Origin of the sequence: Flavobacterium sp. PL02 (genome assembly GCF_035013205.1) — a bacterium.
Classification (GTDB): domain Bacteria; phylum Bacteroidota; class Bacteroidia; order Flavobacteriales; family Flavobacteriaceae; genus Flavobacterium.
Genome location: NZ_JAYGJP010000001.1, coordinates 1,381,169 through 1,408,051, shown reverse-complemented (window position 1 = coordinate 1,408,051; position 26,883 = coordinate 1,381,169). Strand labels below are relative to the sequence as shown.

Annotated in this window: 20 protein-coding genes and 1 pseudogene; 3 read left to right on the top strand and 18 right to left on the bottom strand. The window is 30.6% G+C overall.

All coding sequences use genetic code 11. The features are described from left to right. Positions 1–4 precede the first annotated feature (4 nt). Positions 5–1,189: a DUF3570 domain-containing protein gene (locus tag SHI72_RS05935; RefSeq protein WP_039115326.1), complete on the top strand. Its 1,185-nt coding sequence runs from the start codon at positions 5–7 to the stop codon at positions 1,187–1,189. Positions 1,190–1,315: 126 nt separating this feature from the next. Here SHI72_RS05935 and SHI72_RS05930 read toward each other — a convergent pair. The 17 genes and pseudogenes from SHI72_RS05930 to SHI72_RS23595 all read right to left on the bottom strand — a co-directional run. Beyond that, positions 1,316–2,218: pseudogene (locus SHI72_RS05930) on the bottom strand (NAD(P)H-binding protein); the annotation flags it as partial. Positions 2,219–2,417: 199 nt separating this feature from the next. Beyond that, on the bottom strand, positions 2,418–3,497 hold the full coding sequence (locus SHI72_RS05925; protein WP_323489353.1) for an MraY family glycosyltransferase: 1,080 nt from the start codon (positions 3,495–3,497) through the stop codon (positions 2,418–2,420). 6 nt (positions 3,498–3,503) lie between these two features. Continuing rightward, positions 3,504–4,712 (bottom strand): DUF1972 domain-containing protein, encoded by a 1,209-nt coding sequence (locus SHI72_RS05920; RefSeq protein ID WP_039115322.1) that lies wholly within the window; start codon positions 4,710–4,712, stop codon positions 3,504–3,506. Positions 4,713–4,781: 69 nt separating this feature from the next. After that, a complete protein-coding gene (locus SHI72_RS05915) occupies positions 4,782–5,903 on the bottom strand; it encodes a glycosyltransferase family 4 protein (protein WP_323489352.1) in 1,122 nt (373 codons plus the stop codon). 1 nt (position 5,904) lies between these two features. Then, a complete protein-coding gene (locus SHI72_RS05910) occupies positions 5,905–7,131 on the bottom strand; it encodes a glycosyltransferase (RefSeq protein WP_323489351.1) in 1,227 nt (408 codons plus the stop codon). Continuing rightward, positions 7,128–7,817, bottom strand: coding sequence for an acyltransferase (locus tag SHI72_RS05905; RefSeq protein ID WP_039120404.1), 690 nt, complete (start codon positions 7,815–7,817; stop codon positions 7,128–7,130). The genes SHI72_RS05910 and SHI72_RS05905 overlap by 4 nt, the downstream gene beginning before the upstream one ends. A 1-nt stretch (position 7,818) precedes the next feature. Continuing rightward, positions 7,819–10,179: a hypothetical protein gene (locus SHI72_RS05900; RefSeq protein ID WP_323489350.1), complete on the bottom strand. Its 2,361-nt coding sequence runs from the start codon at positions 10,177–10,179 to the stop codon at positions 7,819–7,821. Between the two features lie 136 nt (positions 10,180–10,315). Next, entirely contained in the window at positions 10,316–11,608 is a 1,293-nt protein-coding gene (locus SHI72_RS05895; RefSeq protein WP_323489349.1) for an O-antigen ligase family protein, read from the bottom strand. Continuing rightward, positions 11,605–12,720: a glycosyltransferase family 4 protein gene (locus tag SHI72_RS05890; RefSeq protein ID WP_323489348.1), complete on the bottom strand. Its 1,116-nt coding sequence runs from the start codon at positions 12,718–12,720 to the stop codon at positions 11,605–11,607. The genes SHI72_RS05895 and SHI72_RS05890 overlap by 4 nt, the downstream gene beginning before the upstream one ends. Further along, positions 12,711–13,937 carry a hypothetical protein gene (locus tag SHI72_RS05885; RefSeq protein ID WP_323489347.1) on the bottom strand — a complete coding sequence of 409 codons (1,227 nt, stop codon included), beginning with the start codon at positions 13,935–13,937 and terminating at the stop codon, positions 12,711–12,713. Before SHI72_RS05885 ends, SHI72_RS05890 begins: the two co-directional genes overlap by 10 nt. A gap of 5 nt (positions 13,938–13,942) precedes the next feature. Then, on the bottom strand, positions 13,943–16,093 hold the full coding sequence (locus tag SHI72_RS05880) for a GumC family protein (protein ID WP_323489346.1): 2,151 nt from the start codon (positions 16,091–16,093) through the stop codon (positions 13,943–13,945). 11 nt (positions 16,094–16,104) lie between these two features. Continuing rightward, entirely contained in the window at positions 16,105–16,833 is a 729-nt protein-coding gene (locus SHI72_RS05875) for a polysaccharide biosynthesis/export family protein (protein ID WP_323489345.1), read from the bottom strand. A 15-nt stretch (positions 16,834–16,848) separates the two neighbouring features. Continuing rightward, positions 16,849–17,283 carry a response regulator gene (locus SHI72_RS05870; protein ID WP_323489344.1) on the bottom strand — a complete coding sequence of 145 codons (435 nt, stop codon included), beginning with the start codon at positions 17,281–17,283 and terminating at the stop codon, positions 16,849–16,851. Between the two features lie 143 nt (positions 17,284–17,426). Next, a complete protein-coding gene (locus SHI72_RS05865; RefSeq protein ID WP_323489343.1) occupies positions 17,427–20,453 on the bottom strand; it encodes a PAS domain S-box protein in 3,027 nt (1,008 codons plus the stop codon). A gap of 2 nt (positions 20,454–20,455) precedes the next feature. After that, positions 20,456–21,598 carry an FIST signal transduction protein gene (locus SHI72_RS05860; protein WP_039115298.1) on the bottom strand — a complete coding sequence of 381 codons (1,143 nt, stop codon included), beginning with the start codon at positions 21,596–21,598 and terminating at the stop codon, positions 20,456–20,458. Next, the gene (locus SHI72_RS05855; protein WP_323489342.1) at positions 21,573–22,955 is read right to left on the bottom strand and encodes a sigma-54 dependent transcriptional regulator; all 1,383 of its coding nucleotides are present in this window, start codon (positions 22,953–22,955) and stop codon (positions 21,573–21,575) included. The genes SHI72_RS05860 and SHI72_RS05855 overlap by 26 nt, the downstream gene beginning before the upstream one ends. 415 nt (positions 22,956–23,370) lie before the next feature. Further along, positions 23,371–23,676 carry a DDE-type integrase/transposase/recombinase gene (locus SHI72_RS23595; protein WP_416348468.1) on the bottom strand — a complete coding sequence of 102 codons (306 nt, stop codon included), beginning with the start codon at positions 23,674–23,676 and terminating at the stop codon, positions 23,371–23,373. Between the two features lie 14 nt (positions 23,677–23,690). Here SHI72_RS23595 and SHI72_RS05850 point away from each other — a divergent pair, with 14 nt between their 5' ends. Both SHI72_RS05850 and SHI72_RS05845 read left to right on the top strand, forming a co-directional pair. Next, complete coding sequence (locus tag SHI72_RS05850) at positions 23,691–24,407, top strand: hypothetical protein (RefSeq protein ID WP_323489341.1); 717 nt, start codon at positions 23,691–23,693, stop codon at positions 24,405–24,407. 17 nt (positions 24,408–24,424) lie between these two features. Further along, the gene (locus tag SHI72_RS05845; RefSeq protein WP_323489340.1) at positions 24,425–24,796 is read left to right on the top strand and encodes a hypothetical protein; all 372 of its coding nucleotides are present in this window, start codon (positions 24,425–24,427) and stop codon (positions 24,794–24,796) included. A gap of 630 nt (positions 24,797–25,426) precedes the next feature. On the opposite strand, the gene SHI72_RS05840 is transcribed toward SHI72_RS05845, so the two are convergent. Further along, positions 25,427–26,854 carry a DUF1254 domain-containing protein gene (locus tag SHI72_RS05840; protein ID WP_039115293.1) on the bottom strand — a complete coding sequence of 476 codons (1,428 nt, stop codon included), beginning with the start codon at positions 26,852–26,854 and terminating at the stop codon, positions 25,427–25,429. Between the last annotated feature and the right edge of the window lie 29 nt (positions 26,855–26,883).

Below are 26,883 nucleotides of genomic sequence, written 5' to 3'. Positions count from 1 at the left end.
ACAAATGAAAAGAATTTTTATTACAGGATTTGCCTTATTGGGACTATTTCAATTAAGAGCACAAAACATTCCTACAGATTCTACCAGTTATAAAAGCAAGAAACTAAAAGTTGAAGAAGTAAATTTAGTTTCTAGTTATTATAACCAAAACGGAGATAACTCAGCTGTTACCGGAGGAATTGGCGATCAACATCTTACAGATATTGCCAATACCATCGATGTTAAACTGGTAAAATACGGAGAAACAGGAATCAAACATACTTTTGATATCGAAGCAGGTATTGATCATTATACTTCTGCCTCTTCAGATATGATTGATTTAAGCGCTAATTCATCGGCCTCATCATCAGACAACCGCTTTTATCCTTCTTTATCTTATCTTAGAGAAAATGAAGCAAAAGGAAGAACTATTGGTATTGGAGTTTCGTCTTCAACGGAATTTGATTATCAATCTTTTGGAGGAAATATAAGTTTCTCTCAAAAAACCAAAGATAGAAATGGAGAATTTACAGCCAAATTCCAAACTTTTATTGATCAATTAAAACTAATTGCGCCAATCGAACTTCGTGTTCCCGGTAGTGAGGGTTATGATACTGCGAATCGAAACACTTTTGCAGGAACTTTAAGTTACGCTCAGATTATAAACCAAAGATTGCAAGTAATGCTAGTAGGCGATGTAATTAGCCAAAATGGGTATTTAAGTCTGCCGTTTCATCGAGTGTATTTCACTGATGGTTCTGTACATCAGGAAAAAATGCCAGATACCAGATTAAAGATTCCTTTGGGAATTAGAGCTAGTTATTTTTTAGGAGACAACATTATTATAAGAGCTTATTATAGATACTATTCAGACGATTGGAGTTTAAAAGCACATACGGCCGATATTGAAGTTCCTGTAAAATTAACTCAAGCATTTTCATTAAGTCCATTTTACAGATATTATACCCAAACAGGAACGAAGTATTTTAAACCTTATGGCGAACATACAGCTGCAGATGAATACTACACCAGCAACTATGATTTATCAAAGTTCGATAGTAGTTTCTTTGGGATGGGGATGAAATACACGCCTCCTAATGGAATTTTCGGTCTTAAACATTGGAATACATTGGAGATTAGGTATGGTCATTATACCAGAACTACTAACATGACATCTGATATTATTAGTATAAACATTAAGTATAAATAATTAAATAAAAACCAGGATCTGTAATTTAGATCCTGGTTTTGTTTTAAATTACATCCCTCTCTATTTATATTTTTTTCAATTGTAAAAACAGTACTTTTAAAATTCCTATCACCCCATAACAATTCATTCTTCATTAATTTTCATTAAAGCACTTTCTAATGCCTGCACGTAAGTAATTGGATACACTTCTAATAGTGCATTAATTCTATTATCATTGCAAACGACTTCCACTTTCATACTACTAACCAGAGCAGATGCCAATTTATAGGAGGTCGAAGTTACAAAATATAGCCAGTAAGATGATAATTTTGGAGTCATTACCGGAATGGTATAAATATATCTTGTGAGATTTTTTGCCTTTGCAAATTGCAATAACATCTCTTTATAAGTTAATATATCCGGGCCTCCGATATCAAAACTCTGATTATATGTTTTGGTATTTAATAATGATTTTTTCAAAAATTCTAAAACATCAGTGATAGCTATTGGCTGGCATTTGGTATTAAGCCATTTCGGAGTAATCATGACAGGTAACTTGCTTACCAAATCACGTATTATTTCAAATGAGGCGCTTCCTGATCCTACAATAATTCCCGCTCTTAAAGTCGTTGTGGGGATTGTTGCTGTTTTTAAAATATCCTCAACTGCTTTTCTTGAAGATAGATGTTTAGATAAAGACTTATCATTTACAATACCGCTTAAATATATTATCTGCCTCGCATTTGTCTTATTTATTTTATCTATAAAATAATTTGCTGAAATACTTTCTAATTCATTATAATTGGTGGCTGTACCAGACATAGAATGAATTAAATAGTATGCTGCATCGATATCATTAGGAATATTTATTAGGCTTTCGGGATTTAGAAAATCAACTTCAATAACTTTTATATTTTTTTCAAATTTATCAGGATAATAAAATTTGTTTTTATCTCTTACACAACAAATAACTTCATGACCTTCCTTTATTAATAATGGTAAGATTCGCTTGCCTATATAACCTGTTGCGCCTGTTAAGAGAATTTTCATGATTATTTTTTTAACTAGTTAGAATTTAAATGTTACCAAACCATAGTTCATTTGAAAAACAGATATTAAACAGATCCTGCATTCTCAGTGATAAGATAATCTTTCATTTGGTATACTTATTCAACTTCTATTTTATATAATACCTTTATTAAAAAAGGATAATAGAATTAAGAAAAGTCTTTGCATATAAAACAACGTTTTATCTATTTTCCAGTTTTTTTAATTTAAGTCTCCACAGATGAAGTTTATTAATCATTAAAAGCACTCTGATTATAGTTGAAAATGCAATAATACTAATAGCTATTATAAAAGTAATTGACACAAAATATCGCAACATCAACGCAATAAAAAGTAAGAATACAAAAATAGCACTAACCACGAGTGTCGTCTTTTTATGATTAAGTCCTGTTCCTAGAAGTAAATGATGTAAATGTGATTTATCTGCACTAAAGGGGGAATTACCTCTTTTAATTCTTCCCATGTAAACCCGCAAAGAATCTAAAACTGGAATTGAGAAAAACAGAATAAGTAGTATTATAGTGTAACTACAATTGTGGTCTTTATATATTTGCTGTTTTTGCAAAAGCTTTATTGCTTCTGTAATTAAAATGAAACCGATAAATAAGGAACCTGAATCTCCCATAAAAATCTTTTTCTTGCCTAAGTTAAATTTTAAGAAACCTAAAACGGCTCCGATAAATAATGCGCTTGAAAAAGCCAAGTTATAATCATTAAAATAAATAGCCACAAAAAATAAAATTAAAAATCCTAATAAAGATAGCCCTCCAATTAAACCATCAACTCCATCCATAAGATTAAAGGCATTGACAACACCTGTTATCGTCAAAATTGTGACTATATATTGTTGCCAAATTACAATTTCATAAACTCCAAACAACCCATATAATGATGTTATTCTTGTACCTGAAAATGCAATTATAAGAGCTAAAAGTACCTGAATAATTAATTTGTATTTTGCTTTTATATCTTTTTTATCATCAATAACTCCAACGATCAACAAAACCATTGCTGCCGCAAATATTGGGAAGTATTCTTTAAGAAAAATAACTCTGAAACTTGAAGTAAAAATAGTAACTAATACAGCTAAAGCTATTGAAATTCCACCAACCAAAGGCACTGCGCTTAAATGAACTTTTCTATAATTAGGCTTATCAACAAGATTCACTTTTATTGCAATTTTCCTAATCATTGGAACAAAAACAAGGGTTAAAATCAAGGATAATAATCCGTACGATAAAATTTCAAGTATTGTTTTCATGATTGGTTAGTTTTCGTAAAATAAATTACTGTTATTTATGTGTAACAATTGAAATTCTTGCAAAAAAGAAGCATCCAGATTTTGTAATTCAGAAGTAACCCCCACTTTACTTTTAATTGAAAGAGCTTCTTTTATTAACAATTCATATAGCTTAGAAATGTTTTTCCAAGTATATCTTCTTTCAGCAATTAATACCATTTCATTGGCTAGGCTTATTAATTTTAGGGGAGATAATGTACCCAATTCTTTAACTAAATCTTCTACAGATGAGAAATAGATTGCTTTACCTTCTGTAGTTGTAATATTATATGAAACTTTAAAAGCAAGAACAGGAAGCTTTAAATACATTGCCTCTACAAGTGAAGGGTTAGTGCCTCCTGCAGAATGTCCGTGAATATATAACGTTGCGTTTCCTCTTATCAAATCGATTTCCCGCTGATTGTATATCGGATCAAATAAATGAATATTGGCTATATCTTTATATTTTTCTTTTAATTTTTGCCCATAAACACTATTATTCCAGTTACCCACAAGAACTAAAGCCATTTTTTTATTTATTCTAAATGCTTCTAATACTAAGTGTACATTGTTCTCTGGTTCTATTCTGCAAACTTTTACAGCATATTTCGTTTTTAAAAAAGGATATTTTTTTAAATCATCTTTTATAGGAATAACTTTCATTGTATGGTCAGCTCCATACTCAATAACACGGCTTAAGGTTTTATATCGTATGGCTGTATAATCTTGTATAGATTCATTGTCTGAAATGTCGATATGCGAATATTTAACAGCAATCATCTCAGACCACCATAAATATAGTTTTGCCAATAACGACCATTTATCTCTCTTCCACTCGATGCCATCTATAGAGATTATCACTTTCTTACTTGTAAAAAGCCTAATAAATGGTATTAACCAAGCTCCTGCTACTCCTAATATTAATAAAACATCATTTTTCATTAAGGCATGAAGTATAGAAAGAGAATCATAAGGAATACTTTGAATCCCATTTGCTTCTAAAGGAATATAGTGCAATTTTGCTCCTTTATACCAAACTAGCTGTTCTTCTTTTGTATATTTCTTTTTAGAACAATAAACAGTAAAATCATACTTGTCTGATAAGTTAGTTACTAGATGATCTGCAAGGGTTTCAAATCCCCCATATTTTGCTGGTAAACCTACTGTGCCAATAATGGCGATTCTTTTATTTTTCATAGCTTATTGTATTTGTAATATGCTTTGCCAAAACCATGCTTTAAATATATCTACCTAATTATCAGGTATTTACGATTTACTCGCTTTTAAAAACTTCCATATTTTGGATTTACCTTTCATGTATTGGAAAATTATTTCAGCTGATTGTTTTTCAAAATATTCCAAACTAAAAAGCTTACTCATTTCAAAAGCATTATTACTCATCGATTTATACAATACTTTATTCTCAAGAAGTTCTTTTAAATTATCAGATATTTTATCAATTCTTTTACTTTCAATCAAATAGCCATTCTTACCATCTATAACAAGTTCTGTAACACCACCTACAGGAGGAACTATGGTAGGAAGTCCGTATGCCATGGCTTCAAGAATTGTTAAACCAAATGTTTCGACCCAAAGTTTAGGATCTGATAAATTCAATACAACACTTGCTTCGCTATAAAAGGAATGTGTATCGGTTTGTGTGGGATAAATGAATAAATTTTCAGGAAGTTTTATAGCATTAAAATATTGCTGAATTTCTATAATTGTTGCATTCACAACCAATTTAAAAATATATCCTGGATTGGTTTGTGCTAATTCTAAAAATTCATTTACTCCTTTATACCCCTTTAATGAACAGATCATTAAAACAATCTTTTTTTCTTTTTCCTGGTTTTTATTGGCCAAGGCCAATTTCACAAAATCCTCTTCTAGAACATTGTATATGATTCTTTTTTTAATATTTACGGGTTCTTTATTGGCTAAAAAATTAGAAACATAAACAACCTCATCAGCAAATAAATTTAAAACTCCAAAAAGAAATTTCTTGAATACTAGAGGTTTCATACTTGTTTCATGCACATGGTAAATCACTTTATTACCTCTTATTTTTCCAGCAATGGCTGCTCCAAAAGGAAGTACGGTATTTATATACACCACATCATTCTTTTTTAAGCTAAACAACAGTTTAAAGGCTAGCAAAAATTGACTGCTTGTAAGAAAAAGGAGTCTCAGTAAAGGATTCTTCATAAATTTATACCAGTAAAAATGGTATTTTACATCTGGTAGTCCTGACAAAAAACCTTCCCTCCCACTGCAAGTATATAAATGCAAGTCGACGCCTTTTTTTGCCCATCCTGCAAGTAACTGCTTAAGTACTTTAGGGCTTCCGCTGTAATCGTTTAATAAATGAATTGCAATAACTCTCATCTTATAAATTATTATAAATTGTATTTAAATGCTCTCCTCTACTCTCCCATGTAAATCTTTCTATATAGCGTTTTCTGGCATTAGTGCTCATTTCTAAAAGTAATGTATTACTCAAATACAATTTATTTAATGCTTCTTTCAGATTAAAAATCGTTGAGGAATAATCTGAATGAGGAATTACAAAACCACATTTTGCTGTAATGTATTGGCCCGGACCAATATTATCAAGACATATTACAGGCAATCCATACGATAAAGCTTCGGCCACAACCATTCCTGCCCCTTCATGTGATGGAAACATAAAAACAGTTGCTTTATCATACAGTTTCATCAGTTCTTTGCGCTCTATCCATTCAATTATTTCAACATTATCCCCCATATTACTCTCTGCTATTATTTTTTCATAAAAAACTTTTTCTGGACCTGATCCAACTAATGTTAATTTACAATTAGCACGTTCTGGCAGAGAAATAGAATTTAAAAACGCAATAAAAGAACGAATGGTGAGGTCAAACCCTTTAAGAGGTACAAAGCGTCCGGCACTTATAACATGGAAGCTATTTTTTATGATGGCATTGGCTTTGCTAAAATCTTCTGAAGCTACTGATGGGAATACCGAATAAGAGCTTCCACTAAGATTAAGTTTTTCTACCACACCTGTGTTCATACACCATATATGGCTTGCATTTTTTATAGTCTTTTTAAGACCTGAAGAGTAGTTCCAAAATAAATTTTTTATAAGCCAGGTAAGGCGATCTTTAATAATATATTTAAATGAATAGGGTTTTAAATAAACACTTGGAATAAGTGGATGATGCCCTACAGGTCCCCAAACCATAGGTTTTTCTAGTTTCCATAAAAAACTTGGCGTCCAGTCATTATGAAAGTTAACATTGTGAACAATATCAAAATTGAGTTTCTTTCTTTTTATATGATTAACGATTCCTTTTTGCCACATATAATAATACAGCATGGCACCACGACTTCCTTTTTTCCAAAATCTCATCCAGTACGGAAGATCAAAATATATAAAAGTTACATTGTTATAAATAGCATCAGGATTTTGCAGCATGTACGATTCAATTGCTTCTTTATTATTTTCTCTGGTAACAGCTATTACTTTATTAAAACGAGCAATCTGTCTTATAAAATTCCATCCCATTCCGTCTTCAGATCCTTTATATGGATTTACGGCATAACAACTAGCCAAAATGATTTTAGTGCTCATAATCTCGTTTTTAAAAGTTTAGAAGGTACCCCTCCAATGATACAATCTTTAGGAAACGATTTAGTAACTACACTTCCCGCAGCTATTACACAACCTTCGCCTATTTCTACGCCATCCAAAATGGTTACTTTGCTTCCAATCCAGCAATTTTTACCTATTTTTATTCCTTTTCTGGTTACTCCCTGATGTCTTATTAAAATATCATACTGCTCATAATTATGATTCTCAGGATGACAACTTAAATACTGCCCCACTATACAATCATCTCCAATTTCAAGACCGCCAGCTCCTCCTAGATAAGCAAATTCTCCAATCCCTACATTATTACCTATTATAATCCTATCGCCTAAATTATTTAATGAAGTCGAAATAATTATTCGGCTAAAAGCTCCTATGCTTACATTATTTCCAAACCAAATACCATTTTTGCCCAAGGCCGAAATTGCTACATGATTACCTAATCGTAAAAACTTGCCCCAATGAATTTTTGAAGGATTAAAAAAAGTAACTGCTCTGCCAAGCATAAGTCCTTTTGCCTTTTTGAAATAAATAAAAACAAATAAACCTCTTATAATAGCGATGCCTTGTATCCAAAAAAATTGTAATAACGCTAATGAATCTAAACTCTCATCAAACTTAAAAGCAGGGTTACGAAATTGTATTAGTTTTTGTAAAAGAGCTTTCATATTATCTATTAATTAAAGTTTGTAAAACAATATGCAGCGTCTGATTAATTTCTTTGTTTTCAATTGTTTTGTAAACTGCTGTGTTACTTCTTTTATCCAGTTTACTAAAAAGGTTCTGATAGTTTGTAGTTAGTTCATTTATAACGTTCTCATCTAGCTCTTTTTTTCGACTAAGAATTGTTCCAGAATCTGCAAAAAGAAAAAAATTGAATTTAGGTTTGAGCAACAACTTATAGCCTAATAATGCTATTTTTTTTGACAAAATAAGATTGCTTCTTTTACTATCTTCTATAAAATCAAAATAGTAACGATCATAGATTACAACATATCCTCTGATAGTATATTTGATAAAAATAATAAACTGACCAAGAAAATAATCAACATAATAATACATAAACCGAATTAAAGATGATACTAAACTTTTATTAGTTCCTGAATGAGGAAGCGTGTTTTCAAAACTTCCCTGAGCCTTTTTTCCTCTAAAAAGAGTACTAATAATTGGCAATACCGAAGGGCGATGGCGCAAAACAACTACTGGTTTTCTTAGTTGTTTTTCTATCATAATTTTTACGTTTTCGATTATAGTAGATTTTCCAGCTCCATCAACACCACTAAAAGTTATTATATATCCTCTGGAGAAACTTCTAAAAACCGTATCATACAAATAGTAGAATGAATTTCTAAAATAGTAGATTCCTTTGTTTTCTCTTTTTTCCCAAAGCTGTTTTAACAAATCTGTTTTTGGAGAAGTAATGCTTTGTAAACTATTATTAGTAGTCTTTTTTACTACTTGATGCTTCTCTTCTTTGATATACAATTTATATTTTCTAGGAATTGCTACATTGTTCAGAATATAAAAGGCACTTATGTATTTTTGAGTATCCTTGAAGGATAAACTTTTTACTCCAAAATTGTTAACATAAGCATGTTTCAAAGCTTTCTTAGCATCCAAAAAAATGATATTTTTTCTTTTAAATTCCCAAATTAAATCAATAGCTAAAATCGTCCCATCAATCATTACTAACTGTAATGAATTCATAAATGACTTTTTGTTTTGAGAAACTTTGGCAACTAATGAATGGCTTTTAATCAGCTTTAAAATTGACGCAGATAGATCTTTATTTATTAAGATATCAATATCCGAATTAACACTAAGTTGCTCAGGGTAACCATCATGAAATTTAATTGTTGCATATTTTTGATTTTGCAATGCATCAAAAATATCCATGATTATAAGTTCTCTGGCGGTTTTTGCTTTTATGACAAAACTATTTAAAGCATCATTCCAAACTTGCAATAACCAATCAACTTGTATATGCCATTTATCTTGTGCTGCATATATTTTTAGGTAGTTAATACAGTTTATAAGAAGATAATATTTTAAATATTTATGAAGTATCTCCAGATCATAATCAAATAAAAAGCTGGCAGATTCTCCTCTACATTGCTCTTTTATATCGATATAAATCTCTTTCCAGGATTTTTTATCTATCAAAATTCCTTGTTGTATAATAAAGTGGAAATAATCAAATCCTGTAGATCTGTCAAAAGCAAATAGCTCCCAATCATACAATGAAATTTTTTCTTCACTCTCAAACATATTCCATGATGTAAAATCGCCGTGAGAAAGCGAGACATTAATATAATCATCTTCAGATATTTCGTTTAAAAGCATGCTGATTTTTCTCATCATGTTTATAGGAAGTCTGCTATCATTGGTCATAATAAAATCAAATTTTAAATCTTTAAATAATTCCCAATCTTTAATTTGTATTAAATTATGTCCTCTAAAATTCATTTCTGTTAATGCTTTCAGATGTGCAATTTCAATTTTATTAGTACGTGTCCCTCCACAAGTTATATCTGAAAATTGAACTACATTTTCTGAAATTTGTTTTGATTTGGGGATTTTAAAAAAATCAAAAGTGATATTCGATAAGATTTTATGCTCTGATTTAATTAATCTCTTAGCCTTAACAGTAGTTGCTATTTTAAAGAATGATGCATCGGCATATAAAATAGCTTTATTATTAGAACCCATGGTGCCTGTAAATAATGCCCAATTTTCCTGGCAATCAAAAAATGAATTTTCTTCTTTTTTAAAATAGTATTTCTTTTTATTGAAAACTATCTTTTGTACTCTCAAGACAAAAATTAGTTTAACTGCCAAAGTAAAGGTCTTAGCCCGAATGCCTCCAACGTTATAAAACTTCAAGAAAAGAGGTTTGCTGTTCTCTGCGTTCCAAATCCATCTGATACTCCCGTTTAGATTTTTGATAAATAGAACATTCTGAACGATATCCTGTTCACTATTTTTTTGATTAGAAATAGTGTATCCGATTTTACTAAATATATTTTCCATAATAAGAAAGTTTATTAATCAATCTATTTGGAAAACCGTGCCTAAAATGTAAAATCATTAAAATCAATACGTTACAAGTTTTAAATCATTTTGGAATTTCCATATTTTGGAATATATATATATTTTTGGAAATCAATTATGTAACAAGATCAGGTCTTCTTTTCCTTAAATAAATTTTCTGTTCTGAAGTAAAATGCTTGTTTGTTTTAAAGCAAACGGAAAAAATGATCATCTGATAAAATAAAATTCCATAATTGCTTTCGCCAAAAATTCCAAACTCGGTAAATGAATTTATTAAAACAGGAATAAGGATTCCGATGAGCATCAGACGATTTTCTTTATCCTCGTAGATGAATGCCCGGAAAGTAAAAAATAATTGAAAGATGGCTATGCATAGACCAACAAATCCTAAGTTCATTAATACCTGCATAAAAGTATTATGCGTCATCTTACCAGGGTAAGTATGAACACTTTGAAAAAACTCTTTATAATCGATCCTCATATAACCAAAACCTAGTAATGGTTCTCTTGGCAAGCCTTCGGTTATTAATGCTTGCCAAAAAGGCAATCGCCCTGTTAGGGTTAGTATTTCTTCCAGACGCTTTTCATCACCTCCTTTTAAGATAATTTGATTTATTGCAAAAGGAACTACCATGAGCACTCCGGCTATTATAGCTAGTTTTAATCCTTTCTTTTTAGTTTGATTGATATGAAAAAAAATAATTAAAAGTACTCCTATTAACGAAGATCTTGAGCCTGTCATGAATAAAGCATAAAATATTACAAGTATTTTTAGTATTGTCCATACTTTACTTTTTTTTCTGTACAAATCAAAAATAAGGCAGGCAACACCCACTCCTGCGAGCATTCCTAGCTCGTTTGGATTCATCATTACGCCTCCCAATCTGGCTTCTTCTCCTCCATTGGTAAGCCTGAAAAAAGTATCAGGATCGATCCACATTCCCACAACAAATATGGTTTGTAAAACAAATACGGAATTGCCTAAAAGATGATAAAGTCGAATTGTATGCCCTTCAAAAAAGGCATCTAATGTTTTTATACTTTTAATAAAAAAAAAGGCAAAAACAAGGCTTTGAAAAGTCATAAACCACTGTAAAGCACTAAAACCTGGATTTGTACTCCACATAAAGGATAAAAATCCCAATGCTAAATAACCAAAGTAAAATAAGGGTGAAAAAATGTTTTTATAACTTAATGTATGTACTGCACCATACCGAATTATTTTGTAATATATAGCTATTGAAGAAAGCATAAGTCCCATGCGCCCAACAACTTTTATAGCTCTTGTAATATTTACATTTTCACTCCATGTAAAAAAACAGGCTATCATAAGTAGTAAAACAATAAACATATAATTATTTATTGTTTTTAAAAAAGGCTCGTGGTTAATGATTTGCTTTTCCATCATATTTGATATAAATCTGTATTGAATTGTAAGAGTAGTACATTCCAATTGTAATTTTCTTTTACCATTTTAATAGCATTGCGCTGCATCACAATAAATTTATCCTGATTTATATAGTCTGCAAAAATTTCACTCATAGCTCCTTCTAATTTTTTACTACTTTGACTGTAAATTGTTTTGCCCGAATTGTATTTTACAACTTCATAACCAATATTAGTTGCATCTGTTACGATGCAAGGTTTTCCGTAACTAGCTGCTTCGATCACCGAAAGTGGTAACCCTTCATTTCTTGAGGGATGAACAAAGACATCCATTTTCTGTAATAATGCATCTTTTTCCATACCAAATTTGCTTCCGTAAAGAATAACGCTACTATCTAATAAATATCTGGAAATAAGCCGTTGCAGCGTGTTTCTTTCCTTACTATCTCCAATGATCCATAACATTGAAGAAGGCTCTTTAGCATGAAACTTTTTAAACGCTTTTACTAAAGTATCCAAGCCTTTGGTGTAAATATCTAATCTGCCTATAAACCCAAAAACTATGTTTTCATCGGTAATTGTCTTTAACGCTATTGGCAAGTTATTTTCAAAGCCATAGGGTAGCAAAATAAATTTATTAGTATTAAAAATTCTTTTTAAACCGTGTACCTCGCTTTTACCAATACAATGAATTTTTTGAGCTAAATGAAGTACTCTTTTTTCAAAAAAATAAAAATATACCTTCTTCAAAATAGTATTCTTTTTCATAGCAATAACATTATAAGCTCCGTGGGGAGTAAGGACAAATTTTATATTATATCTAAAAAATAATTTTGTCAACGAATAATATACCGGAATCCAACCTCCATGAAGATGAAAAATTGCATTGTCCTTTTTATCAATTATTGCCCGTTTAAGTTCTTTTGAAAAGGAAAAAGGAAAATCCATTTTTTTAAACAATCGTGTTTCAAAGCTCCTTTCGTCAAAGTTTATTTCAAGATTGTCTGTAATCCCCCAAACAGCAACTTTTTCACCATAAAGATGTTGTTTTGTTGCCAATTGATGAACTACTTTATTAACTCCGTTCATCCTTTGAGGGTTTGCTTTTCCGAGAATTAAGTGAATTATTTCCATAATTGAAATTGCTTTTTGTTTAACTGATATTGCCAATACAAAATCATTATGATTTGATTTATAATTAATCCTGTAACAGCACCATACAGACCCGAATATTTTAATAGAAAATGAAAACTAGCCAGCGAGATAAAAAATGAAAGTAAATAACCTGTAAAGAAAACTTTATTGAGCATCAATACCCTAATCATAATTCGTATCGGATAACCTAAAAAAATAAAAAAATAAAGAACGGCTACCATTTTTATTACATAACCATAATGTTCATACTTTAGGCCTCCTGCCAATACTATAATTTGATCAGAAAAAATGAAAAATAATATTGTTAATATGCCAAATCCAAAGGCACCTGCTATAGTTAATCTTAACAAATATTTTTTTGCAGTGATACTGTTTTTATCATATATCATGGCTATTTTAGGAAGAAAATAATTTTCTATTGTCTGTAAACCAATATTTATGATTCCAAAAAATGATTGTACCAATCTTAAAGCGCCCAATGCTTCAATACCAAGATAAATCCCTGAAATAAGAATAAAAAAATTACTAGAGCACCATTGTAATACAGCTACACTTAATAGCCATTTACCTTGTTTTAAATGAGCTTCAAAAAATATCCTCCAGGAAACAGGCTTTTGATAATTCTTTATCATAAATAAAAACCCTGGGATTGTTGAAATTAAATTAATGATTCCAAAGATTAATAAAACCTCCGATAAGTCTAACTTCTTTAGTACTAAAAATAAAAAAGCCAGAATTAAGAATAGCATATCCATAACCAATACTCTTTTTATTTTGGATACTCCTAAAAGTAATTTTCTAAAAAAATCATTAATCAAAAACCCTATTGTAAAACAAATAACAGTACTTGGACTTATTTGATACAAAATTCGATCTTCAAGAAAATGAAACATACCCGTTATTATTAGTAAAGGGAGAATCAATAAAAAAAGTATCCCGAAAAATAAGGTGGTAATATATTGCTCTTTATTTTCTGTTTTTGCAATAGTAACTTGAAATGGCTGAATAATTAAGGCATTATTGACACTTAATAAAAGATATGCAATCAATAAAACCGAAGAGTATAAACCAAAACTTTTTATGTCTAATTTTTGGGCTATTACTAATGTTAAACAAAAATTTGTACCACTAGTAATTACTTGATCTATGAGAACTAAAAAAGAATCTTTGACTAGTAATGTTCTTAGTGTGTACATTTAGCTTATTTATTTAAATATTTTCTATACCCCTTTTTTACACAAGAAAAAATACTGGGATTATAACCTGATTTATTAAGGATAAACCACATATTAGGCAAATGATATTCTTCTTGTAATAATTCAATGGCTATTATTGTTTTTTCGGCAGTTTTTCGACTATCTAAGACAACAAAATTTTGAGATGCTAGACTCATAAACAATAATGCAAGTCGTCCTTTATTTATAGCTTGGTTGTGAATAATACATAACTCATGGCTTGCCATTTTTTGTTCAATTTCATTTTTAAAAACAGATTGGATTACGCTTAAATATTTAGAGTCCGAAAAGTTGATATAGCTATTGTGATCTATTTGATTCAGAAACTCCCCAGTAGTATCAACAACCAACACCTTTCGTCCTTGAGAACAGAAAGCCTTGATAAGATTTTTAGAATGAAACAAATGTGCTCTTGTATTATCATAAGAACTAATTGTTATAATTCCTTTTTCCTGAACGAGCCCTTTTAACTCTATTTGTAATGCCTCTTTTAAAAAATGATCCTCAATTTGGGCATTTACTTTGATATATGGGGTTGCAATTGCCACCGGGATACTACTGTTTTTTTCGATAGTATATACGTCATTAACTTTTGCTTTTGCAAAATGAACGATATATATTAATACTATAGATCCAAACATTCCCATTATAGCAGCAACTATAATTATTATAGAACGTATTGTTGAAACGGGTGTAGTCGAAATTTCGGCAGGACTAATAACTTTATGAAAAGCAATTTTAGCTGATTTTGCTATTTCTGCATCAATTCTTTTTTCATTAAGAAAATTATAGTTTTTTTCATATAAGTTAAAATCTCTGTTTAAAATCGTTAATTTTTTTTCTTTTTCAGGAAGGCCTATAAAAACTTTTTCTGACTCTTTAATTTCGTTTGAAAGTTCTGAATATTTTGTTTGTAAGTTATTTTCTGTGTTTCTTATACTTTCTATCTGATAATCTGTCAAGTCTTTTAATTTAGCATCTATTACTTTTACTTTTTCGTTCTCAGGAGTATACGTCAGTAATAAGTCTTTTTTTTCAGCTTGCAAACTTTTCATGTTCTTAATCATCTCTGTAGAAAGCAAATCAGTGAAAGCCTCAAAATTTGGAGCTAAATCTAAGTAATTTCCTTTTGCATTAGCGATATACTTATTTAGATCCTTTATTGCATCAAGATTCATTTTTAAGTTAACTTTTTCTATTTTCAGCTGGGCAATTTTTCTTAAATCTGTCTCGGTTTCCTGAGGTATATTGATAATATGCTCTTTGTCCCTAAAATTTTGGATATTATTTTCTGAAGCAGAAAGATTCTTATTAGAAGTGTTGATCTCTTTTTTTAAAAAATCGACAGTGGTGTCTGCTGCTCTAAATTTACTTTCGATATAATCTTTTACATAAACTTCTGCCAATTTATTTACAAATAAGGCAGCCTTTTCAGGTACATTGCTTTTAAGATTTATGCGTATAACAGGTACATCTTTATCAACAGCTACGATATCAAGATTCTTATTAATCTTATCCATTAATTTTTGTTTACTTAAAAACTCAAATTCATAAGAGTCTATAATTTTTAAGTCTTTCTTTGATTTTATAAAGGGGTCATTAAGATGAATTAAAAGAATACCTCCATTAATTGAAAGAGATTTTCCAAAGTAACCAGGTATACCATTTTCTGAATCCGGATAATAGAATACAAATTCTTTATTTGAGATAATGTCTAAACCATATCTTTTATCTAGTGCCTTTTCAGAGTTAAAAGTACCATCTATTACGATTGGAGAGTTCCTAAATAACTCTACAGATCGTACATTACCTTTTCGATATATTTCTTTATTAAATGGTAGCTCATCAATTGCTTTTCCTATTAACAGGTTTGATTTTAGAACTTCTATTTCTGTAGCTATTTTATTTGCCGAAGCAAAAACATCAAAATCTTTAAAAAGATTGGCACTAGGAACTCCCTCCTGTACATCAGCTAGTTTTAACTTGGCTGTACTCTCGTACATTGGAGTTACGTAATTAAGGTACTTTTTTGCAGCAAGTATCAAAATTAGCATTGCTAAGATTATAATTGGCAATCCTCTAAAAAGAGGTTTTAGTATTCGTACATTTTCGTTCATAGGATTTTAATTTATAATACTCCCATTATTATTGCAGCAGCGCTTATTGTTGTAGTCAATGGAATTATAGTGGCTACGCGCTTATCAAACTCTTTATTCTTTTTGGATGGAACAATAACAATATCGCCTGGATGCAATTGTATATTGATACTTGCAATATTATTGCCAAGAGTAAGATCGATATTAGTAACTCTTACGTTTTCTCCTTCTTGCCTTAAAATTTTAATTGATTTTAAATTGGCATAAAATTCAAATCCCCCCGTTTTACTAATCATTTCCAAAAGACTAACATGATCCTTATCTATCGCAACTGTATTTGGGTTTCTTACCTCTCCTAAAACGATAATCTCCTTGTTGAGTACTTTAATATCTACTATAGGATTGATTAACCATTTTTTAAGCTCACTTTTAATCATCTCTTTTAACTCTGGAACAGTTTTATCAACAACTGTCATTGCGCCTATTTTTGGTATTTCGATAGTACCATTTGTATCTACCATTAACCATTTTCCGTAGACCTCGTTTGAATTGTAAATTCCGTAAACTGAACCTACGCTTAAATTATCCTCTCCCCATACTGAGATTGATATTTTATCGTCTTTTCGTATTTTATATTGATAATTGGGATCGCTTAAAAAAGATTCATTATCATTTACTTTTGTATCACTTACTAGTAAGTTTTGAGTTTTACAGCAACAAAAAAGTAACGTTATTAAAAAAAATGTAAGTAAACTTTTCATAGTAGGTATGTTTGATTAAAAAATGGATAACAAACGTTTAATTAAACCTGGACATACTTTTTTTAATTGCTCTTTGACTGCAATTATTTTAGTAATAATCGCAGTCATTTTTTCATTAACATCATTTCCCTTTATCACATAATCAAAAGCACCAAATTTTAAAGCATCAACCGCAGTTTTGATATTTTCCTGTCCCGAAACCATAACTACATATATATTGGGATTGTATCGTTTAATTTTTTTCAATACCTCAAATCCCGTAATATCTTCCATATTATGGTCTAAAAAAATAATATCCGGTTTTAGATGCAGGTTATCAATACAATCAATACCATTAGCAAAGAGTGTTACGTCATTATAGTCCATGTTGGTGAGATATTGATTGTACAAATTGGCACAAAAAAAATCATCATCTACTATAAAGAATTTAAATTGAGTTTTAGTTTCCATGTTATCCTACTTTTATATTGATAACATATACGCTATAGTCAAGCCAAAACCTCAAAATACTGAAAACAAAGGGTTTGTGTTTTTATTTTTAAGCAATTATTTCCATTTTTTGGAAATAATTCCAAGGAATAGAGAAATTAACTTTAAATTTCTTCTTGTAGTTGTTCTATCACAGTAAGCAACACCATTTTTATTTGAGAGAATAGGTTGCTAATCTTTTCTTTGTCTTTACCTTCTTTAGTGATCTTTTCCAAAGTTTTGATTTTATCTGCAATACTAGTTATTCCCATCCCTTCAATACTTGGTTTAATCTTATGTATGAGTTTGCTCATTGCTAAAAATTCGCCCGAAGCAAGAGCTGTTTCTGCGTTTGGAATAACTTCTTTTATTTGATCTATAAAAATCATTATCATTTTTGTAATAAACTCAGAGTTGCCTCTACTAATACTATCTAATGACTTTAAATTGTAGAGTTTTTCATTATTTTCTTTGCAAGGTTTATTTGTTGCATCTGATTGTTTATTTGTAAATCTTGAAATTGTTTCTATTAAATCAAACTCTTCAAAAGGTTTAGTGATATAATCATCCATGCCTGCATTTTTACACTTATCAACCTCACTTTTAAAAGCATTTGCCGTAAGGGCTATAATAGGAGTTTGCAATTGTAATTCTTCTCTAATCTTTACTGTTGTTTCAATACCGTCCATTTCGGGCATTTGCACATCCATTAATATAATATCAAAACTTTTATTTTTTAAAATTTCAATCGCCTCAATACCATTGGTTGCTTCGGTAACAACACAATTAAAATAGTTTAATGAATTAATAGCAACCATTCTATTAATAATATTATCCTCTACTAATAAAACATTTATGCCTGAAATGTCTACATTAATTTCATTTTGAATCTTTTTAATATTATTAATATTACCCTTCTCTAAATCGATTATAAAGCTCACGGTAGTTCCTAAACCTTTTTCGCTTTGTACATTAATTTTGCCCTTCATAAGAAGGATTAGTTCTTTAGTAATGGTCATACCCAATCCTGTACCACCAAATTTGCGGGTAATTGCTTTGTCTTCTTGCGAAAATTTATTAAAAATATTCTCAGCGTAGCTTTGTTCCATTCCTATTCCTGTATCTACAACTGAAATCTGTAGTCTTTGAAAAGCTTTAGTGTCTTTTAATACTTCGCATTTCAAATATATTTTACCTTTATTAGTAAACTTCAAGGAGTTTCCTATTAGATTAAATAATACTTGCTCTAGTCTTAAAATATCTCCTTTTAAGACCCCATGAACATCTTTAGAAATCTGCGAAATCAATTTTAGTCCTTTTTTCTTTGCCAGTGGTTCGAGTACATTAACGACGTTAGCAATTGTATTCTCAAGAATAAAATCTTCTACTTCAAGGGACATCTCTCCTGCTTCTATTTTAGAAATATCCAATATATTATTTATAATCGATAGCAAATGTTTTGAAGCTACTGTACTATTCTCGACGTATTTTTTTTGTAAATCAGTTAATTGTTGCCTCTCTAATTCTCTTAAAAAACCAATTATACCATTTAGTGGTGTCCTTATTTCATGACTCATATTGGCTAAAAAAGCTTCCTTTGCTTTAGAGGCTTGTTCTGCTTTGATTTTTTGCTTTTCAAGTTCAATCTCCATTTGTTTTTGCTCAGTAATATCTAAGTGAATTCCTATTGACCCAACCAATTTACCTTTATCATCATAATTGGGAGCTCCACCGATGGCCCACCATCTTAATTCTCCTCTTTTATTTTTTACTGGCATTTGATAAACATCTGACAAACCCTTTTCCCGTAATTTATTTTTACTATTCATCATTTCAATATTCTTACCGAGGACAAATGTTTTTGAAGGATTCAAACCAATAAGTTCCTCAACTTCAAATCCTGAGATAGTAGCAAAACTTTGATTGGCATATTGAATTATTTCATTAGTATCAACTTCTATGAGACCTAAGTTCATATTAGCAATAATGTTGCGATATTTCTCTTCTTGAACTTTTAGTTTAGTTTCTGTTTTTTTTCGCTCTGAGATATCTTGCATAAAGGAGCAAAAAAATACTTCTCCATTTTGCTCCAGAGGTATAATAGAAATTTCTACGGGAAATTCATGTCCACTATTATTTATTGCAGGTAGTTCTATTTGTTTATTCAAAATAGGCCCCTTACCTGTTGCTTCATAATGCTTAAGCCCTTGTGAATGACTATCTTTATGACGTTTGGGAATTATGGTTTCGTTTAATGTTTTACCTAAAACTTCTTCTTTTTTCCATCCAAAAATAATTTCGGCCTGATTGTTCCAAAAAGTTATTTTTCCAGTACCATCTATTGTTACTATAGCATTAAGTGAGGAGTTCATTATAATACGATTACGCTCTTCACTTTGCTTTAGTAAATTTTTACTCCTAATTCTTTGGGTTACATCTGTTGATTTCCAAAGGTGTCCAATACAGTCATTATTGACCATAATTGGTATGTAGTCTCTTTCAAAAAAACGATTATCTAATGTTTCAAGTATTTCACCAGTTACAATTTCTTTATTGGATAAAATTTCATTAATCCTATTTCTATAGGCTTCACTATCTTTAAATAATGACTGGGCATCATTTAAATATTCCGCTGGTTTTTTTCCTATCATTTCCTCTGGCAGAGCATTGATATTGCGCATATCGCATAAATACTGATTAACAAATAATATAGTATCATTATGATCTACAACTAAGATCCCCGATTGTAAGCTTTCTAATAATATTTTTAAAAATTGGGCAGTCTCAAATAATTTCTTTTCAGTCTCTTTTCTTTTAGTTATTTGTTCACTTAAATATTTTGAAATAAAAAGTAGATCATTTTTTTCACTTTCATTTATTAATCGATACCCTTCATCCAATTCTGTTAGGCTTTCATATAACTTTAAAATAGACTTTTGTTTTAATTCATATTCTTTCTTTAAACTCTGATTTACTTCATTGTATTCATTTTCACTTACTTTAAAAGAATGATCCATTAAATCTTTATCTCTTTCAAATGATAGATACGAGTCGTTGACCGTTTTTATAAAAGACTGAAAATCCGGATGATTTTTAAGATCATCACTTATATTTTTATTAATTTGTCTTTGCAAAAGCTTATGAATATCCATAACTACTCTATTTCATTTATACAAGTAATAGTCATTGTTTGGTTATGAAGTATGCATTCTCCAAAAGGTTTTAATGGCGAAATTTCTCCATAGGAATAAAACCCTGAAAGAATAGTATCGCCTCCAAAAATATCAGAAACAGCTTCAACTTCTTCATCAATACGGGTTCCCAGAATTAATTTTCTTCCTACGCAACTTATTAAGAGAGCCAGTTTTGGGCTAAAACTATTTACTTCTAAGCAAGAAGACGCGGCGTCACTTGCAGCATCAATTAGTCTGTCAAAGTTTGCCTTCATAAAACGCACTTTACTCCCCTCGGGAACATCTCCTGCAAAAGTCATGGTTTGATTGGTTTCATCTATCGATAAAATAGTTCTAACAATGGGTTCGTCTACTTCTTCAATCTTAATAGATAGCGGAAAAAGTAGTGCCGAACCTGGTAATTCATCCGCATATTTTCCTAAATAACTTTTATAAAGATCTAATACGTTTTTACCATCAATTTCATATAGAACATTGCTTTTCGATTTTGTAACTATCCTTTCTAATCCAAAACTTTCCCAGCCACCCAAAGAGCCATGAGATACCAATAACTTCTGGCCATAAAAACCAATAGCAATAATTTTACCTTGAGTTGGTCGGGCATTCAATCCTACAACAGTCTTTTCAAATTTTGCAGCATCACCAGCAAGACCACCCACTATTAATACTTTTTCCTTTTTTACGGCATTCATACCATTTACCAACTCACTCCCATTTACTTTTCCTCCATCAGAGAGTACCAGAACTAATTTTAAATCCTCCTGAACAAATTTCTCAATCAAGGAAGAACCTGCTTCAAAACTATTTTTAAAATCTGTTATATCTACTTCATAAGTTTTAATTACTGTTGAAGAAAATTTAATTGCAGTAAGAGCTATTGTATCATCAAGAACTTCATTATCATAAATCTCCCCAGCCGAAGAACATAATATTAATTGTGAAGATGGAAATTTATTTTTCAACTGATTAAAAATTGTATCATCAGAAACTAAATCTCTTGATCCAAAACCTAAAACTAAGTCGGAATCAGTAAAATCCAAATTATCATTATTTAATTCTCTTACAAAAGAATTGCTTTCAAATAAAACTGTGGCTACTTTCATTTAAATCTTTTTTTTTAGTTTGACCTGCTTGAATTAAATTATAAATCGTAGATTTTCCGATGTCTAATTGTTTGGCAGTTTTTAATACATCATCATTATTCTTTTTTAAGTAATGCAGTATAATTTCAGAAGTAAACTCTTTTAATGTCTTATCTTCAGACAAGAAAAAATCGGTATCATTTATTGTGTCAAAAGTTAAATCTTCTACATAAATTTCATTGCTCTCACACATAACGCAAGCAAGATCTATTATAGATTTAAGTTCTCTTATATTTCCTGGAAATTTATGTTTAAGGAGTTTTTCTTTAGCTTCTTTGGTAATAGTAATCGTTTTCAATTTATTTTCTTTAACAAACAAATCAATAAAATGTTTTGACAAAAGTAAAATATCGTTACCTCTCTCTCTTAAAGGTGGTAATTCTATTGGCAAACCGATAATTCTATAATACAGATCTTCTCTAAATGCTCCTTTTTTAACCTCCTCTTTTAAATCTTTATGAGTCGCAATAATTAATCTGGCATTAAACTTAATGACTGCCTTTCCACCAAGTCTTGTCACTTCGCGTTCTTGAAGCACTCGTAGTAATTTACTTTGAAGATTTAAATCTAGCTCAGCTATTTCGTCAAGAAAAATAGTTCCGCCATCGGCTTGCTCAAATTTCCCAATCGTTTTTTGATCTGCCCCGGTAAAGGCTCCTTTTTCATGTCCAAAAAACTCGCTTTCGACCAATTCTTTTGGAATAGCAGCCATATTTAATGCTACAAAGGGTTTGTTTTTTCTCTCAGAATTGTAATGAATTGCCTTTGCAACAATCTCTTTACCAGTTCCTGTCTCTCCCGTTATAGAAACATTTATATTAGTACTTAAAGATTTATTTATTTTATTAAAAACAACTTTTATTCCTTCACTTTGCCCTATTATAGTATTTTCAAAACTAAACTTTTGCTCGAGTTTTTCCTTTAGTTCTTCTACTTCATTTATAAGGTTTAAATTTTCCCTGATTTTAATAATTGAATTCCAAAGCAACTCTTTTGTGTGATTGCTTTTCACAATGTAATCTTTTGCACCCGATTTTAAAAAATCAACGGCTACTTCAATTTCTTCCTGACCACTTATAATGATAATGGGAATTTGATTATTTGTTTGTTGAATTTTTTTAAGAAGTAAATCACCTGTTATATCTGGCAATCCAAAATCCAAACAAATTATATTGGGGTTCTGAAATAAATTATCCAAACATTCTTTTCCTGTTTTAAATAAAAAAACTTCAAAATCAGGATTTAACTTAAGGTGATACTTTAAAGTTTCTCCAAAAAAGGGATCATCTTCAACTAAAAAAATTTTGAATAATTTCATAAGTATCTGTTTGTTAAAATTAAATCTAATTCATACCAAGTTACAAAAAAAACTCTATGTCTTTAATTTTCAATCATATATTTATTACTTTTTGTAAGAAGAAAAAAAAAGAATGCTTGATTAACAATGCGTTTGCGAAGTGAAGTCACCCTCTAATTTGCTACAAAAACTTAAGACACACGTTTCAGTAGTAGAATTTGCAAAAAAACTGGAACTGTCCGAGAGCACGGTTCGTAATTATTGGGTTCTGTCGCATCTGTCAGAATCAAATATAAGAATTTAAGTAATTTAAAAGTTAGCCTGCCAATTTACAAAAGAATTTAAATATAGTTTTCTCAGGATTAACCATCTGATTCTTTCTAAGCATATGAACAATCTCAATACCGCTTAAAGTTCTCTTTGCAGATTCAAAATTTTAAAAAGCTAAACCATTTAAAATCCTCCACTTTATAAAACGATGGTCCTGTTCTACAATATTGTTGAGATATTTACACTGCCGGATTATAATCTTTGAGAACGAAGCCTTGTTATACACTTTGATCGCTGCAGTATTAGAACCGCTTTTATCGATGTTTATTACTCTTGGTATGCAGTTGTTACTAATTGCTTTAATTAGAAAAAACTGAGCACTCATCATCTGCCTTCTCTTAGTTAATAAGAAATCAACTGTATTACCAGATCTATCAACTGCTCTATACAAATAACACCATTGTCCAGGCAGGTGAGGCTATTAAAATGAAATTTAAGCAGACTTATACAGCTAAAGGTTTCAAAGAAAATGATTCTAATAACAGTGTCCTTCAAAACGGAACATACTTGACAAATAAAGCGTTACCAACTCTGGGCTACAGCAAAGAATATGAGCTTGATAATACAAGAATTAGGACAGAATTTGAATTGACACCTGCAAAAGAAATGGCCAAAAGAAATGATAAAACGGAATTAACTTATGCAGGTACTGGAGGTAATGCTGATTTACTCAATTTTGAAGTTACTATTGGGACAGACAAAAGTCAAAAAGCCATTTCTTGCGGCACTTTACTAAAGGACTGGACATTAGGTAATCGTTCCTGTTTTCATTATAAAACGGATAAACCAAAAGTAAATCAGTATGCGATAATATCGGCAGATTATGAAGTTTCCAAGAGCAAATGGTTTCCTAAAAATGATCGTTTGGCAACTCCGGTAGATTTAGAAATCTATTATCAAAAAGGACATCAATATAACGTGCACAGAATGACCCAAGCTGTCAAATTAACTTTTGATTATTTTTCCACGAATTTTGGCTCTTATCAACATAGGAATATGCTTATCATAGAAACTCCTAATTACATTGAACAAGCAGAGTCTTTCTCCGGGGCAATACCATTTTCTGAATCCAATGAATTTATGCTTAATATTGACCACCAATCATTATCGATATTATTCTCTATAGAATTGCCCATGAATTAGCACACCAATGGTGGGGAATGCAGCTCCAAGCGGCTAATGTTCAGGGAAAAAATATGATTTTGAGAACCCTTGCCCAATATTCTGCTTTAATGGTGATGAAAAAAATATTCCAAAGAAAAAATAGAGCCGCTTTTGCAAAAGGAATATTGGCTATGTATGCACTTCAAAATTATATTGGGGAAGAAAAGGTGAATCTTGCTTTAAAAAAGTTTATTCGTGATTGGAACAATTCTAACGGAAAGTTAAAATCAAAAACTCCTAATTACCCAACAACAAAAGAACTGCTGACTTATTTTATTGAATTTACTCCCGTTTCTTTGCATCATAAAGTGTATCCTTTGTTTGAAAAAACGAAATTCGATAGTAATGTTATCTTTAGAGGTAAATGAATGTAATTTATTAATTCTTGATAGTTCCTAACTCGAATATTTATAACTCATATCAAAATAAATACATGAATTATCCATCAATCCCCATCAGGACATCCAAACCAAATTCATAAAGCCAATCTCTTCAAATCTTCCATAAATTTTATAGAAATTTGTCTCGTAGAGGTCACCACAGCCAAATGGCGTCAATTGAAGACAATTGGCGCCATTTTTTATATACCCTATTAAATAAGTGACTTTTACTTGTTTTTACTTTTTATTATCTTTTTTCTAGAATCACACTAAACAAAGAAACAAAGTGTAGAACATACAGGTATTTACATGAAAAATAAGGTAAATTTAAAACTTAGCTTATAATAGCCTAACAGGACTCGAACAGCGAGAATGTACGCCAGAAATTAAGTTTTATATTCTCCTAAATTACTTTCAACTGCTGTTCAAAGCCAAATAATGAGATCTTAATTAGAAAATTGGAAAAATTATTTTTATTGACCTTTATATGCTAAAATAAAATGACCACCTAAATTCGGTTCTAAATTTATTTGCTATTTAATAAAATTTCATATTAAGAGAAGCACAAATAGAATCTGATTCACAATAACTTACACAATGATTTAAAATAAAAAAACATTAAATCTTAACTAGTTGAGGCTGTTTCCACGTTCCGTTTAAAGCAGCTTCTTTTGGCCAATATAATCGCATTATTAAAGCGAAATCGCCTTTTGGTGAAGGAAGCCAATTCGACTCTTTATCTTTCCCGGGTGAATCAGATTGAAAGAAAAAAGTTAAACTGCCGTCAGCATCTTTTTTAAATTGTCCCAGCATCGTTGAATTGAGCAAATAACGATTAAGTGAATTTGCTACAAGAAGACTTGCTGGCTGATCGTACATGGTAATCGACCAAAAAGAATTGGCAGGTGGAAGCTGTCCAGGAGGAAATTTCAAAATATAGCGATTTTTACCATTCAGTTTTTCACCTTTTGCATCAACGTAATAGGTCGGATAAATTGCTTCCTCTTTTGAATTTCCATATATTCCTAGAAAAGCACCGCTCATTCTAAAAAGATAATTATTCTTTAGAAATTCTCTTGTCCCAAAACCATCTCCTGAAGAAACTTCACCAGTCACTACTTTTTTCTTCAAATCAGCCATTTCTGCCCAAGCATCTTTTATTCCCTCATCCATAGCATTTTTAACTTCAGGACTCAAACTTGCGGGATTAAAAACTTTTCCTTCCTGAATCCCAATTTTAGCAAATCGAGCTCTTAAATCTTTTTCAGAAGGATGTATCGGACAAAACTGCAAGGCAAAATTTAAATTATTAAAGAATTCTAATGATTTTTTTTGCTCCTCCGGAGTAAGAGGCTTCACAAAATCAAGTGGTTTTGCTTTTGGTGGTGCTGGTTTACCCAAATAGGCAGAAAGTGTTTTTATAACATAATTTTTCTGTATTTTTTCTACATTTTTTAAATCGCCGGCGTTGAATAACTGGGTACGGATTATTCCCAATGCAATATCTGTTTCACATTGAATTACCTTGGTAATTCCTTTTGGCATATCTCCTTTCCAGTGAGGTCCAGTAAGCATAAAAGCACCTCCTCCATTTCCAGTTGCTCGGCTTCCTAAATAAGCAAAGTTATATGTATATAAATCAATTAACTGCAAACTCCAATATCTGCTCTTTTCAATCGGAGGTATAATAAAAACAACTGGCTCACTTCTTAAATCTAAGCCAATCCAAGAATAAGGAGTATCCGAGTTTGGAGTTTGAACAGCTTTATCTTCCGATGTAAAAACACGAGGAATATTACGAATGGTATTCCATGGTGCTTTATATTCAGGATTTTGTTTGTCTACAAAATAAGCATATTGTATTCTGGTGTTATCTACTAAAGGAAATCCATATATGTATGCTTCCTTTGTTATTTCTCTAATTTCTTTGAGATCAACCTTAGCCGAATCCTGATTTGATGAACTTATTTCTTCGGCTTTATTTACTTTTTTACAACCAACGAAAGTTATTACAACCAAAATGAATACTAGTATTTTCTTTTTCATAATTATTTTTTTTGAATTAATACTTAGAA